Origin of the sequence: Streptomyces marispadix (assembly GCF_022524345.1) — a bacterium.
GTDB lineage: Bacteria > Actinomycetota > Actinomycetes > Streptomycetales > Streptomycetaceae > Streptomyces > Streptomyces marispadix.
This window is the reverse complement of the sequence record NZ_JAKWJU010000002.1, coordinates 6,559,915-6,574,723: the sequence shown is the minus strand read 5'-3', so window position 1 is coordinate 6,574,723 and position 14,809 is coordinate 6,559,915. Positions and strand designations below refer to the sequence as shown.

General features: G+C 73.3%; 5 protein-coding genes. 3 read left to right on the top strand and 2 right to left on the bottom strand.

All coding sequences use genetic code 11. From position 1 onward, the window contains the following. Positions 1–62 precede the first annotated feature (62 nt). Positions 63–941: an MBL fold metallo-hydrolase gene (locus MMA15_RS27255; protein WP_241062817.1), complete on the top strand. Its 879-nt coding sequence runs from the start codon at positions 63–65 to the stop codon at positions 939–941. Between the two features lie 13 nt (positions 942–954). Here the strand turns inward: MMA15_RS27255 and MMA15_RS27250 are convergent, their stop codons facing one another. Next, positions 955–1,839, bottom strand: a complete 885-nt coding sequence (locus MMA15_RS27250; protein WP_241062816.1) for an SDR family oxidoreductase — start codon at positions 1,837–1,839, stop codon at positions 955–957. A gap of 519 nt (positions 1,840–2,358) precedes the next feature. On the opposite strand from MMA15_RS27250, the gene MMA15_RS27245 reads away from it, so the two are divergent. Together MMA15_RS27245 and MMA15_RS27240 are read left to right on the top strand one after the other, a co-directional pair. Next, positions 2,359–2,739, top strand: coding sequence for a hypothetical protein (locus MMA15_RS27245; RefSeq protein WP_241062815.1), 381 nt, complete (start codon positions 2,359–2,361; stop codon positions 2,737–2,739). After that, positions 2,736–4,790 carry a hypothetical protein gene (locus tag MMA15_RS27240; protein ID WP_241062814.1) on the top strand — a complete coding sequence of 685 codons (2,055 nt, stop codon included), beginning with the start codon at positions 2,736–2,738 and terminating at the stop codon, positions 4,788–4,790. The genes MMA15_RS27245 and MMA15_RS27240 overlap by 4 nt, the downstream gene beginning before the upstream one ends. Before the next feature lie 126 nt (positions 4,791–4,916). Here the strand turns inward: MMA15_RS27240 and MMA15_RS27235 are convergent, their stop codons facing one another. Next, positions 4,917–14,795 (bottom strand): non-ribosomal peptide synthetase, encoded by a 9,879-nt coding sequence (locus tag MMA15_RS27235; protein ID WP_241062813.1) that lies wholly within the window; start codon positions 14,793–14,795, stop codon positions 4,917–4,919. Between the last annotated feature and the right edge of the window lie 14 nt (positions 14,796–14,809).

Sequence of the window (14,809 nt, the reverse complement as noted above, 5' to 3'; positions counted from 1 at the left end):
CATCCGAGGGGACCTGCGGCAGGCAGGCAGGCCCGCCCGGGAGCCCAGGCGAAGGAGCGCTGATGACAGTTCCGGTACCGGACGGCGCCGCCGAGATCCACTTCGTGGGGAACGCCACCCTGCTGCTGCGCTACGGACCCTTCACGCTGCTCACCGACCCCAACTACCTTCACCGCGGGCAGTTCGCCCACCTCGGCTACGGCCTGCTCTCGCGGCGCCTGACCGACCCGCTGCCGCCTCCCGGCGGCCTGCCGAGGGCACCGGACGCCGTGGTGCTGTCACATCTGCACGGCGACCACTGGGACCGGATCGCCCAGCGCTCCCTCGACCGCGGGGTCCCCGTCGTCACCACACCCCACGCCTCCCGGCGCCTCCAGGGCCTCTACGGCTTCCACCGTGCGACGGGCCTCGCCTCCTGGCAGAGCCACGACCTGCTGAAGGACGGCACCGCCGTACGTGTGACCTCCGTGCCCGCAATCCACGCCGGGCCCAAGGCGCTGCGGCGCCTGCTGCCGCCGGTGATGGGCAGCGTCGTCGAGTTCGGCCCCGCCTCGGGAGGGACGGCCCTGCGGATCTACCTCAGCGGGGACACGCTTCCCTTCGACGGGCTGCGCGAGGTGGCCGAGCGCTTCCCCGACATCCATCTCGCCGTGCTCCACCTCGGGGGTACGAAGCTGCCGGGCGGGTTCGTCGTCACCATGGACGGGCGGCAGGGAGGCGACCTCGTCGACATGCTCGACCCGGCGCTGGTGCTGCCCGTGCACTACGACGACTACACCGTCATGAAGTCGCCGCTCGCTGCGTTTCTCGACGAGGCGGAGAAGCGGGGCTTCCGCTCCCGGCTGGTGCGCTGCCCGCGTGGTTCGCGGGTCGTGGTGGGCCCCGGAGCGAAGGTGAACGCCGTACCGGCGTCGGCGGGGCGGGCCTCCGGCGCCGGCTGACCGGCCACGCCCTTCACGGCAGTGGCGTACCGCCGGTGGCGTTGACGATCTCGGCCGTGATGTAGCTGGACTCCTGCGACGCGAGGAAGACGTACGCGGGCGCCATCTCGGCGGGCTGGCCCGCACGCCCCAAGGGGCTCTGCGCTCCGAACTGGGTGGTGTCGGGCAGCGTCGAGGGGATGAGCGGCGTCCAGACGGGCCCCGGAGCGACCGCGTTGACGCGGATGCCCCGCTCGACGAGCATCCCCGCGAGCCCCTGCGTGAACGTGACGATCGCTCCCTTGGTCATCGCGTAGTCCAGCAGATGAGGACTGGGCTTGTAGGCCTGCACGGACGTGGTGTTGATGATGCTGCCGCCCTCGGGGATGTGCGGCAGCGCGAACTTGCACAGCCAGAACATGCCGTACAGGTTGGTGTGCACGACCCGGTCGAACTGCTCGGTGGAGACAGCCTCGATGCCGTCGGGCTGCGACATCTGGAACGCGGCGTTGTTGATGAGCACATCGATCCGCCCGAACTCCTCGACGGCCTTGCCGACGATGCGCCGGCACTGCGCTTCCTCCCTGACGTCGCCCGGCAGGGCCACCGCGTGCCGTCCGGCGTCCTCGACGAGGCGTACGGTCTCCCGCGCCTCGTCCTCCTCCTCCGGGAGGTACGTCAGGAGCACGTCGGCGCCCTCGCGTGCGAAGGCGAGGGAGACCGCCCGGCCGATGCCGGAGTCCCCGCCGGTGATGACGGTCTTCCGGTCGGTGAGACGGCCGCTTCCCTTGTATGTGTCCTCGCCGTGGTCGGGGCGTGGGCTCATCCGGTGGGTGTAGCCGGGGTGTTCGTCGTCCTGGGCGGGGAACGGCGGCTGGGGCTGCTGGCGGGTCGGGTGCTCCGAACCGGCTCCGGACATCCGGGGTTCCTCCTGTGACGTGCGTGACGGAAGCGGGCGAGTACCCGCGCCCCCGTTCCCGTAACAGGGCGCACAAGGGCGGTGAGCAGGAGCGGGCGGCGAGTTCGGAGTCGACCCGCGGACCGGAGGTCACGGATGAACGCCGGGCGAACCCGAAGTGCCGGGTGTGAATCCCGCCTCAACGGGGAGTCGCCACCAAGGCCCCTCGTACGCCCCGGGGCGAAGGAGGGGCTCAGGTCTCATCGGTTCGGAAGAGAAGCCGGTGAGGCCGTGCCCAGACGGGCGTTCACGATCGCTCAACCGGCGTCCGCGGTGCGGCACTTGCGCCTGTGGTCCCCTCGACGGCCGCCGAGGGACCGTCCCTTGTGCGGGCCGCCCGGTCGTGGGGTTGCCGAGTCGCGGGCGAGCGGCTGTACTTGGGAGGCTGACGGCGCACCCGAGGCAGAGACCGGCTCGCGCCGTACCGAGACGATCACGGGGGATCACGTGCTGGACATCGAACCCTTACTGAGTCATGCCATGCCCGCGGTCGGTGCGGCCGTGGGCGCCTACGGCGTCGCCGTCGTGCAGCAGGCCGAGACAGAGGCCGCGCAGGCGACCGTACGGCTGGGGCAGCGGCTGCTGGACCGGGTGCTGCGCCGCACACCGGACCGCGCGCCGATCGAGGCGGCGGTGGAGGACCTGGCTGCGGCGGAGGGCGACCCGGACGCGCTGGCAGCGCTGCGTTTCCAGATCCGCCGTGCCCTGCTGGCCGACGAGTCGCTCGCCGCGGAGTGGGCGGCGATGCTTCCGGAGCGGCCAGCCGTGCGTGCCGACGGTGCGCGCGGCGTGGCCGTGGCGGGTGACGTGACCGGGATCGTCTCCACCGGGGACGGCGCGACGAACGTCATGCGCCGGTGAGCGGCGGCGGCCCCTTCGACGGGCCTTCGCCGGACGCGCGGGGCGGTCCGCAGTCCGCCGCGGACGGCGCCGGCCTCGCGGGCTCTGCCGCGCCGCCGGTGCCCGCCTCCGCGCCTGCCGTACCTGCCGTACCTGCTCAGAAGCCGCACCTCTCGGAGGGCGAGGGCGGCGACCGGTCGGTCACCGTTCACGGCGACAACAAGGGCATCGTCAGCACGGGCGACTTCGCCTTCAACGTCTGCTACGTCGACGGCCGCTTCGTCGAGACCGGCAGCCTGCGTGAACTGCCCGTCCGGAGCGCGCCGTTGCTGGCGGCGCCCGCCCGTGCGGAGCTGTTCGGCCGCGACGGGCTCGTGGAGGACGTGTGCGGTCAGCTCGCCGAGGGGAGGAGCGTCCAGCTCTACGGCAGCGCGCACGTCGGCAAGCGCGCCGTCGCCGAGGCGGTGCACCGCAGGCTGGCCGAGCGGCGGGCCCGTGGCCATGTCCTGGCCCCGCGCGCCGGGGAGCAGGAGACCCTCGATGTGCTGTACGGGAGGCTCGCGGAGGCGTTCTTCGGCAAGGCGTTCCTGCGCGACGTCGACGAGACCGTGCTGCGCGCCGCGGTCGGCGACGTCTCCGGGGTGCACATCACCGTCCTCGACTGCGCGCTGGAGCAGGAGGACGTGGCGAGGCTGCTGGAGACGTTCCCCGGCTGCACCTTCCTGCTCACCTCGCCGTATCCGACGCTGCCGGACGGCGAGGCCGCCCACCATGTGCAGCCTCTCCCCCGGGACGCGGCGATCGAGCTGCTCAGCGCCGAACTCGGTCTCGACCTGGGCCCGGAGGGCCTGCGGAACCTCCAGTTCGACCACGTCTACGAGATGTCCGAGGGCAGGCCGAGGCTGCTGCTGCAGTACGCGTCGTTCATCAAGGGTTCCGACGCATGGCGGGCCATGCCCGCGAGGGGGCCCCATGACCAGCCGCCACCGGTCGACCCGGAGCGGCTGAGCCCACGGCATCAGGCGGAGGCGCTTGCCGTGGCGCTGAGCGAACCGGCGCGGCGTGTGCTGGTGGCGCTCGCGACGTTCGGGGCGCCGCTGGCCGACGCCTGGCTCGCGCCGGTCACCGGCGATCCGCGGGCCGCGGACGCCGGTTCGGAGCTGCGCGACCGGCGCCTGGTGACGTACCGCTTCGGCATGTACCAGATCACCGAGGAGGCCGCGGCAGCGGTACGCAGCCAGGGCTGGCCGACGGCGTCCGCGGCCACGGCGGCCGAGGGCCTGACGGCGGCACTGACCGCCGAGCCGAAGCCACCGGCGCCGGAGCCGTACCTGCTGCTGGCCGTGGCGCGTGGCCTGAGGGACGCGCACAAGTGGGCGCTGACGGCACGGTTCGTGAAGGCCGCGGCTCCCACGGCGCTGGCCGCCGGGCGGGGCCAAGTGGCGCTTCAGCTCTATGTGCTGGGGCGGATGGCCGCGGGCCGCGGCGGGCTGAAGAAGGACCTGGACCACTACGTCAGGACCGAGGAGCAGACCCGCCGCCTCCTGGACGGGGACAGGGCCGCGGTCGTCGCGGCGCTGGCGCTGCTGTCCGCGCCCGCGGTGCCCACGGCGAAGCTGGGGAGTGTGGCCGGTTACATCGCGAAGTTCACCACCACGAAGGTCGCGATCACGGCCGGGGCGGTGACCGTGGCCGTGGGCGCGGCGACGGCCGTGGCCGTGACCGCCGCGGCCGATCCCGCCGGGTGCGCCGAGGCGAAGCAGACGCTCTCCGCGGCGCCGGAGCCTTCCGGGCTGCGGACGACGCAGGATCTCGTCGACGAGCACCGCCGGGTGAGCAGCGGGCTGCGGGCCGCCGCGGAGAAGGCGACCGACTCCGAGGTTGAGTCCGCGCTGCGCCAACGTGCGGACGAGCGGGAGCAGTCGGTGGGCACCGCGCAGAGCGAGGGCGCCGGCCTCGGCCCCGACGTCCATCCCGATGTCGAGGCCGCCCTCGTCGGCAGCAAGGCGCTGCGGGCGGAGATCCAGGACACCCAGAAGATCTCCCCGGTCTGTCCCGACGTCCTGGAGTGACGTAAGGGGAGTCAGGAATCCGGCGTGACGCTCCGCGGGGTCCGCTACGCGGCACGGTGAAGGTGCCGGTACGGGCCCCGCGCTCCGTACTCACGTACGTCTCGCGTGTATGCCGTGCGCGTGGGTTCAGGAGGAGAGGACGTCGGCCACGGACGTGTCCGTGCGGGACGCCAAGTCTCCGAGAATGTCCTGGAGTTGTGCGGCGATGGCCTCGGCGCGTTCTCGGTCCAGCACGTCGGGACGGTAGTCGAAGCGCAGCGCGAAGCCTCCCTCGCCCGCGAACGCCACGAGCGTCAGCGGATAGTGGGCGGCGTCACGGCCCTCGATGCCCTCTACTCGCAGGCCGGGCACGGGCTGATGAAGGCCGGTGCTGTCCAGCGGATAGTTCTCGAAGACCACATGGGTGTCGAACAACTCCCGCCGTCCGGTGACGCGTTGGATGTCGCCCAGCCCCACATGGTGGTGGGGCAGCATGCGTGCCTGTTCCCGCTGGAAGCGGGCCAGCAGTTCCAGGACCTTCTCCTCGGGGTCGACGGTGACCCGTACCGGGACGGTGTTGATGAACAGGCCGATCATCGACTCCATGCCCGCGACCTCGGGCCTTCGCCCCGAGACGGTCGTACCGAAGACGACGTCGCCCGTTCCGCAGGAACGGGCGAGGAGCAGCGCCCATGCGGCGAGCAGCACATTGCCCAGCGTCAGTCCGGCGCGGGAGGCGACCCGGCGCAAGGCGGCGGTGAGCCTGTCGGGCAGCACGACGTGCAGCGGCTGCGGCGGTACGGCCCCGGCGTTGATCTCTCCGCTGCTCAGCCTGGTCGCGGCGCCGACTCCCGCGAGATGGTCCCGCCATGCCTCGAGAGCGGCGTCCTGGTCGAGGCGGGCCAGCACGGCGAGATGTTCCCGGTACGGGGTGACGGCGGGCAGCGCCGACGCGTCGCCGCTCCCGGTGTGCACGGCGTACAGGGCGAACAGTTCACGTACGAGCAGCGGCATCGACCAGCCGTCGAGCAGCAGATGGTGGTTGGTGAGCACCAGCCGGTGATCGTCGTCGCCGCAGCGGAACAGGCTGAGGCGCATCAGCGGCGGCCGGTCGAGGTCGAAGCGCCGTCGTAGATCCGCGTGGAGGAGACGCCTGAACACCCTCTCGCGGCGCCCGGCCGCCACACGGCTCAAGTCGGCCTCGTGCCAAGGCGGTTCGGTGCCCTCCGTGAGGATCTGCACGGGGGTGCGCAGGTCCTGGTGTACGAAGGCGGCGCCGAGGTTCGGGTGGCGCTTCAGCAGCGAGCGTGCGGCGCCGCGCAGCGCGTCCGCGTCGGGTTCGTCCCTCAGCCGCAGCACGATCTGTGCCTGATACACGTCGGGGCTGTCGGGTGAGAACAACGAGTGGAAGACCAGGCCTTGTTGGAGTGGCGTCAGCGGCAGCGCGTCCGTCAGCCGGGGCCAGCGGCGCTCCAGCGCTTCGATCTCTTCCTGCTCCAGCCCGGCCAGCGGCAGGTCGGAGGGGCTGCGTCCGCCCGCGCCGGGTGTGGCGGCGTGGGCGATCAGCGCGTAGAGGGCGCTGAACCACAGGTCGGCCAGCTCCCGTATCTCCGCGGTGCGGAACAGGCCCTCCGTCCATGACCATTCGGCGCTCAGCTCGGGGCCGTCGGGGCCGTCCGCCGTAAGGGAGTTGACGTCGATGAGGTGTCCGCCGGGGAGGTGCCCCGCGGCGCCGGGCGGGGCTTCGGCCCCTACGGCGGGGTCAGCCGGGTCGACGAGGCCTTCGCCGTCCGGGGTGACGGACCAGTCGCTGTCGCCCGCGGCGGGGAGGCGCCCGAGGTAGTTGAAGCCGAAGCGCGGGCTGCCCAGTGCGGCGAGTCCGGGGCCGGTACGGGGGTCGAGGTAGCGCAGCACCCCGTAGCCGACACCGCGGTCGGGGACGGCCCGCAGCCGCTCCTTCACCTGCTTCAGGGCCCGCCCCAGTGCCGGTGTCGCCTTCCATACGTCGCTCCAGCCGCAGCCGGTGGCGGGCAGCCGCACCGGGTGGACGCTGGTGAACCAGCCGACGGTGCGGGAGAGTTCGAACTCCTCGTGGATCTCCCCGCTACGGTCGCCACGGAGGGCGTCAGCCGGTTCCCGGTCGCCGTCGGGGCGGCCGTGCGACTCCAGGTCGAGTACGACGTCACCGGAGGGCAGGCCGCGTCGGCGGCGCCACTCCTCCACCGCGAGGGCGAAGCCGGTGAGGAGCACCGGCTCGATGCCGCAGTGGAAGGCCGCCCCCACCTGCGTCAGCAGCGCATGCGTGCGGCCCGGCGGCATGGCGACCCTGAGCCGTCGTACGCCGGGCCCTGGGGCGGGCTTGTCCGTGCGGGGGCCCGCCAGGGCGGATTCGGCGTCCTCGCCGGGGCGCGGAAGCGCGGAGGACCACAGTGACTCCTCGTCTTCGCGTACGCCGCGGTCGCCCTGGTCGGCGAGGAGCCGCGCCCAGCTTCTGAACGACGTCGCGGCAGGCGGCAGTTCGGGTCTGCGGCCCTCGGCGACCGCGTCGTAGGCGGCGGCGAGGTCGGGCAGCAGGATGCGCCAGGAGACACCGTCGACGGCGAAGTGGTGTACGACGAGCACCACTCGGCCATGACGGTCCGGGCCCCGGTCCACGAAGACGGCCTGAAGCATCCGCCCGTCCCGGGGGTCGAGCCGTTGCCGCGCCAGGCGTATCGCCCGGGACGTGAACTCGGCGTGTGCGCCGGACGGCCGGACGTCCTGCTGCTCGCCCGTTCCGCCGGTGTCGGTCGCGTCGAGCCGGTGGACGCACTCCTCGGCGGGCACCGTGCCGGGCGGCGGTATGTGCAGCGTCCACGGTCCGGTGTGCTCGTCTGTTCCCGTGGGCGCCGTGAAGCGCATCCGCAGCGCATGGTGGTGGTCCAGCAGGGCACTTACGGCGGCGACGAGCCGGTCCCGTGTCAGCCCGAGGGGTGCGCGCAGCGTCATGTGCTGGCTGAACTCCGCGACTTCGCCGCCGTGTTCGCGCCACCAGTGCATGACGGGTGTGAGCGGCACCGGGCCGCACGCGTCCTCGTCGAAGAGGGCCGCGTCCGCCTCCCCGCCCGCTTCGGGGTGCGCCGTCAGGGCCCGTCGACGGGCCTTCGCACCGGCTTTGTCCGTCTCCGGTCGATTCCCCTTCGTTCCATGGGCCTCCGCTCGCCTCGCATCGGCCTTGCCCGTGAACTCCTCGGCCACGGCGGCGAGTTCGGCGACCGTGGGGTGCTTGAAGACATCGCGCACGCTGAAGCGCAGGCCCGCGGCGCGTGCCCGGCTGACGAGCTGGATCGCGGTGATGCTGTCGCCGCCGAGGTCGAAGAAGCCGTCCGTGACACCCGCCGAGGGCAGGCGCAGCAGTTCGGCGACGATGCCGCAGAGCACCCGCTCGCGCTCGCTGCCCGGCGCGGCACCGGCGCCCTTCGGTGCGATGCGCCGTGGAGCGGGCAGCGCGGCGCGGTCGAGTTTGCCGTTGCGGGTCAACGGCAGGCGTTCCAGGACCACATGGGCGGACGGGAGCATGTACTCGGGCAGTGACCGCGCGGCGTGCTCCCGTATGGACGTCCAGTCGACGTCGTCGGCCGCGACGCCCTCCGCGGGCACGAGGTAGGCGACCAGCCGCCGCTCCCCCGTCTCGTCCTCGCGGGCGACGACGGCGGCCTGGCCCGCGCCTCCGTGCCCGGCGAGTGCGGCGGCGACCTCTTCCGTCTCGATGCGGAAACCTCGCAGCTTGATCTGGCCGTCCGTGCGGCCGACGAACGCCAGCGCTCCGCCGGGCAGCCAGCGCACGAGGTCGCCGGTGCGGTACATGCGCGTACCAGGGGCGCCGAACGGGTCGGCCACGAAGCGTTCCGCGGTGGGTCCGGGACGGCCCAGATAGCCGCGTGCCACTCCCGTTCCGGCGACGTACAACTCCCCTGTCACGCCTGCCGGTACGGGCTGAAGCGACTCGTCGAGCACATATGCGCGCATGCCGTCGAGCGGACGTCCCACGGGTATGCCGCCCTCGCCGAAGCCGGCGCCGGCGCTTCCGGAGGAGCCGGGCTCCAGGGCGTGCGCCGTGGCGAAGGTCGTGGTCTCCGTCGGCCCGTAGCCGTTGATGACGCGGGTGTCCGGGCAGTGTGCCCGCACCGCACGCACGGCGCGCGGTGAGACCACGTCGCCGCCCGTCCAGACCTCCTCCAGTGTGCGCAGGGCTGCCGGGTTCTCCTCGGCCATGAGCTGGAAGAGGCCCGCGGTCAGCCACAGGGTGTTCACTCGCCCGCCGGTGACGAGCCACTCCAGCGCGGCGACGTCCACTTCGCCGGGCGGCGCCACGACCACCTCACCGCCCGTCAGCAGCGGACCCCAGATCTCGAAGGTGGAGGCGTCGAAGGAGTGCGGAGAGTGCAGCAACATCCGCCTGGGCGCGGGCACTTGACGCCGGTCTCCGCGGGGGCCCAGCGCTTCGGCGAGTGCGACGATGTCGGCGTGGGTGACGGCGACGCCCTTGGGCGCTCCCGTGGACCCGGAGGTGTACATGACGTAGGCGAGGGCCGCCGGATGGACCGGGCCGCGTGGAGGGGCGGCATTCGGCGACGGGTCCGGGGCGGGCGAGGTCGCGTCGTCGCCGTGCGGGTCCGCGCATCCGGCCGCCTGGACGATACGGAGGCCGTCGGGCCGGTCGCCGTCGGCTGCGGCGGCAGCGCGCTCGTCGTCGACGATCAGCACCCGTGCGCCGGACTCGGCGATCATGTGCTGCCGGCGGGCGCGTGGCGCACGTGCGTCGAGCGGTACGTACGCCCCTCCGGCTTTGAGGATCGCGAGCAGCGCCACCACGAGGTCCGCGGACCGGTCCATCAGCACCGCGACGGGCGTCTCGGCGCGTACCCCGCAGCCGGCGAGACGACGGGCCAGCCGTTCCGAACGGTCGTCCAACTCGGCGTATGTGAGGGCCGGTTCGGATGCCGCGCCCGAACGCGGTCCGGGTGCGCGTACGGCCACCGCTTGCGGTGTCGCGCGTGCCTGTTCGGCGAAGCGCTGTGGAACGGTGCGCCGGGCCGCCGCCACGGGCAGGGCCTCGCCAGTGCCCCACTCGGTCAGCAGCCGGTGCCGCTCCTCTTCCGTCAGGACGCTCAGGCGGTGCAGGTTCGTCCCGGGTGCGGCGGACACCTGCTCCAGCACCGACTCCAGCCGCCCGGCCAGCGCTTCGGCGGTGGCACGGCGGAAGAGGTCGCTGCGGTACTCCAGTCGACCGTCGAGGCCCGCGCAGTGCCCGTCCGGGTCCCGGTGCTCGTACAGGCTGACGCACAGGTCGAACTTGGCCGCGCCGGTGCTCACGGTGCCGACCGTGGCCGACAGCCCGGGGAGGGCGATGTGCTCGGGTGGCGGCCCGGTGAGGGTCAGCATGACCTGGAACAGGGGCTGTCCGGGTGCGCTGCGGTCGGGGTTGAGGGCTTCGACGACCAGGTCGAAGGGGACGTCCTGGTGGGCGAAGGCGGTGAGGTCGGATTCCCGTACCCGCCTCAGCAGCTCCCGGAACGTGGGGGCCTGGGAGGTGTCGGTGCGCAGTACGACGGTGTTGACGAAGAAGCCGACGAGTCGGTCCAGGCTCGTCTCGGGGCGGCCTTCGACGGCGGTGCCCACGGGGATGTCGGTGCCCGCGCCCAGCCGGGTCAGCAGGGCGGACAGCGCGGCGTGCACCACCATGAACAGGCTGGCGTGTTCGGAGGCCGCCAACTCCGCGAGCTTCGCGTGGACTTGGGCCGGTATCCGCAGGGGGACGCTGTCGCCGTCGCTTCCGGTCTCCTCCGGTGCGGGCGTCCGGTCGGCGGGCAGGGCGATCCGCCGGGGCAGGTCCGCCAGCGCGCGGGTCCAGTGCGCCAGGCCGTCGTCGCCGGGGCCGCCCGTGGGGGTGGCCTCGGTGGGGCCGTCGGCCTCGCTCGCGGAGGCGGCCTCGCTCGTGCCGTCAGCGTCGCCGGTACCGGCCCGGTCCTGGCCGAGCAGCGTGCGCTGCCACAGCGCGTAGTCGGCGTAACGGGCGGGCAGCGGCTCCCACTTGGGCGCATGTCCCGCGCGGCGCGCGGCGTAGGCGGTGCCGAGGTCGTCGAGCAGCGGTGCGAGCGACGCCGCGTCGCATGCGATGTGGTGGAGCAGCAGCATCAGCGCATGCTGGTCCGGGCCGGTGGTGAACAGCCTTGCCCGCAGCGGCGGTTCGCTCTCCAGACGGAAGGCGTGCCGGGCGGCGGCGGACAACTCCCCGTCGAGCAGCTCCGCTTCGGTCTCCACCTCCGGCAGCCATACGGGGGCCTCCCCGGGCGGCAGCACCTTCTGCTCGGGGCCCTCGGCGGTGGTGCGTACGACGGTTCGCAGCGGTTCGTGGCGACGCGTCACGTCGAGAACGGCCGAGCGCAGGGCGTCCTCGTCCAGGTCGCCGCTCATCCGCAGCACCAGCGGCACGTTGTAGGCGGCGTCGGGCCCGGTGAGCGACTGCTGGAACCACAGCCGCCGCTGGGCGTGCGACAGCGGGACGCTCTCCGGCCGCCCTCCTTCCGTGCCCGCCAGGGACGGGCGGCGGACCGGCGGACGTGTGGTGAGCACGGCGGCGAGACCCGCCACGGTGGGACGTTCGAAGACGTCCCGGACGTCGATCCCGGCGTTGAGTTCGCCGCGTACCCTGCCGACGAGGCGGGTCGCGCGCAGGCTGTCCCCGCCCAGGTCGAAGAAGCCGTCCTCGGGGCCGACATCGGCTACGCCCAGCAACTCGCCGTAGAGCGTGGCGAGTCGGCGCTCCAGCGTGCTCATGGTCCGCTGTCCGGCGGGGGTCGGCGGCTTGCTGCGCGCCACCGGCTCCGGGAGCGCGGATCTGTCGAGCTTGCCGTTGGCCGTCAGCGGCAGCCTGTCCACCGGTACGAACACGGACGGTACGAGATGCGCGGGCAGCCGGGCGCTGAGATGTCCGCGCAGCGCGTCCTCGAAGCGGCCCGTGTCACGGCGAGTGCCGTCCGGGACGACATACGCCACCAGCCGGGCCTCGTCGTCGCCGGACGCATCGCGCTCGGTACCGGCGGCTATGACGGCCGAGTGCGCGACGCCGGGGGCGTCGGCCAACGCGGCCTGGATCTCGCCGGGTTCGATGCGGAAACCGCGCACCTTGATCTGGTCGTCGGCCCTGCCCGCGTACTCCAGCCCGCCGTCGGCGCGCCAGCGTGCGAGGTCTCCGGAACGGTACAGCCGCGACCCGGGCGGCCCGAACGGGTCGGCGACGAAACGCGAAGCGGTCAGGCCGGGCAGCATGAGATAGCCGCGTGCGACGCCGGCCCCCGCCACGTACAACTCGCCGGTGGTGCCGGGCGGTACGGGGCGCAGCCGCTCGTCCAGCACATACAGCCGGGTGCCCGCTATGGGCCTTCCGATGGGGCTGCCGCTCTCGGCGCGGTGGCCGTCGTGCAGTTCGAGCCTGGTGGCGTGCACCGTGGTCTCGGTGATGCCGTACATGTTGACCATGGCGGGCGCGTCCGCCCCGTGCCGCTCGCACCACGGTCGCAGCCGTTCCGGGTGCAGGGCCTCCCCTCCGAAGATCACGAGGCGCAGCGACGTCGGGCGGCGTGAGCGTGGCTCCTCGGCGTCGGCGCGGTCGAGGGTGAGGAAGGCGGACGGCGTCTGGTTGAGCACGGTGACGCGCTCGTCGGCGATGAGTTCCAGGAGGGCACGGGGTGAGCGGCTCACGTCGTGGCCGACGACGACCAGCCGGCCGCCGTGTGCGAGCGCACCCCACAACTCCCATACGGAGAAGTCGAACGCGCAGGAGTGGAACATCGTCCACACGTCGTCCGGGCCGAAGCCGAAGGGCGCCGCGGCCTCTTCGAGGAGCGCCACGGCATTGCGGTGCGGGACGACGACGCCCTTGGGGCGGCCCGTGGAGCCGGAGGTGTAGATGACGTAGGCGGCGTTCGAGGGCGTCAGCGGGGCGTGACGGTCCTCGTCGGTCACGGGCGCGCCGAGGCCAGGGTCGCCCGGCTCGCCTTCCGCTTCCGCGAGTTCACCGGGCGTGAGCGTCAGTACGGGCCGTGCGTCGGCGAGGATCGTACGGATGCGTTCCTCGGGCCAGCGCGGATCGACGGGCAGACAGGCCGCTCCCGACTTCGCGACGGCGAGGATCGCGGTCACCAGGTCCGCGGAGCGCGGCAGCGCGACGGCGACGAGGCGTTCGGGGGCCGCGCCGCGCCGGATCAGCAGACGGGCGAGGCGGTTGGCGCGAGCGTCGAGTTCCTTGTAGGTGAGTGCGGTCTCCCCCGCGGTGACCGCCACCGCCCCCGGGGTGCGTGCGGTCCAGCGATCCACCAGGTCGGCCAGGGTCGAGGCGGGTCGGCGCCCCTCGTCTCCCGGCCGAACGGTCGCCGACACCGGTCTCAACGCCCGGGTGGGGCGCGCCGGTCGGGGCGCCCCTGGTACGAACAGGCGCCGCTCCCCTGCCGTCAGCGGATCGAGCCGCCCGGCGGGCAGACCGGGATCGTCGGCGAGCCTGCGCAGCAGCAGTAGGAACCGCCGGGCCTCGGCCGCTGCCTCGGCGGCGGCGAACCGGCCCGGATCGGCGTCGAGTTCGACACGCAGCCCCACGCTGTCCGCGCCCTGTCCGCTGCGCCCGCCGGGCTGGATGTCGCGGTGGACTGTGATCGACAGGTCCTCGACGGGGCCGATCGCGACGTTGCGCATCATCATCGGACGCCCCGCGAAGTGCCGCCCGTAGTCGAAGGGCAGCACGTTCACCGCCGACGCATACAGCCTCCCGGCGGGGCCGCCGCCGGCCGTGCCGCCGCCGGTCAGGCCGAGGTCTCGGCGCAAGTCCTCGTAGCGGTAACGCTGATGGGCGAGGGCCGCGGTCATCTCCGCGCCCACGGCCCGTACGAGGTCGGCAAGGGGGCGCCACGCGTGCACGGGCACCCTCAGCGGCACCACGTTGGAGGCCATTCCGGGCACGGTGCGGGCGGCCTCCCCCACGCGGGCGGTGACGGGCAGGCCGAGCACGACCTCGTCGGCGCCGCGCCTCCCGTCGCCCCTTCCGTCATCCGTGCCTTCGCCCGCACGGGTCCGTACATGGGTCAGCAGCGCTGCGGCGGCGGTCACCAGCACAGGCCAGCGAACGCCCAGCCGGCCTGCCGCTTCCCGTACTCGGCGCCAGTCGGCGGCGGGAAGCATCGCACTGCGGCGGACCGCGAGTCCGCCGGGTGCGCGGGTGCCGCCGGTGCCCGTACCCCAGGTGAGGTCGCCCGGTTCGGGCAGATCGGCCGTACGTCCCAGCCAGAAGCCCCGGTCGGCGAGGCGGGCGGGCGAGTCGCGGTAGGCGGCCTCCTCCTCCAGCAGTGTTCGAAGCGGCCCGAACTCCCCTGCCGGTGCGGGCTGTCGCTGTTCCAGCGCGCCGTAGACGCGGCTGAGGCGGCGAGCGAAGAGCGAGGAGCTGAAGCCGTCCAGCACGAGGTGGTGTGCTCCCAGGTACCAGCAGGCGGCCGTGTCCGACAGCCGCAGCAACGCCCCGCGGAAGAGGGGCCCATCGGCCAGGTCGAAGGGCCGTGCCAGATCGGCGCGCATCCATGCCATCGCGGCGCGCCGTGGGCTCGCCTCGCCGCCGAGGTCGACGAACGGCACGCCCCAGTCGGCCGACGGCCCTGGGTGCAGGCGGGGTCGGCCGTCGGCGTCGACCGCGAAACGCGCCCGCAGCCCTTCCGCTTCGGACACGACCTGCCGGAACGCCGATTCGAAGGTGGCCGGGTCGAGCGTCCCTTGGACCTCGACGGCGATTCCGACGTGGTAGCGGGCCGAGCCGGGGGTGAGTGCCTGGCCCATCCACATGCCTGACTGGGCGGCGGTGAGAGGGACGCCGCCCGGGTCGCCGGTGCGTTGCGCGGCGCCTCGCGCGCTTTCGTGCGCGCCGCCGTGCGCCGCGCCGTCCGCCTCGCCCCGCACGGTGTCGCGCCCCTCGTCCGTGCCGCCCCCGGCCGGGAGCATGCTCATGCGGCCCTCGTTCT

Excerpts from the sequence above, each read along its gene's own strand:
- MMA15_RS27255 (WP_241062817.1), top strand. The coding sequence starts at position 63 with ATGACAGTTCCGGTACCGGACGGCGCCGCCGAGATCCACTTCGTGGGG.
- MMA15_RS27250 (WP_241062816.1), bottom strand. The coding sequence starts at position 1,839 with ATGTCCGGAGCCGGTTCGGAGCACCCGACCCGCCAGCAGCCCCAGCCG.
- MMA15_RS27245 (WP_241062815.1), top strand. The coding sequence starts at position 2,359 with ATGCCCGCGGTCGGTGCGGCCGTGGGCGCCTACGGCGTCGCCGTCGTG.
- MMA15_RS27235 (WP_241062813.1), bottom strand. The coding sequence starts at position 14,795 with ATGAGCATGCTCCCGGCCGGGGGCGGCACGGACGAGGGGCGCGACACC.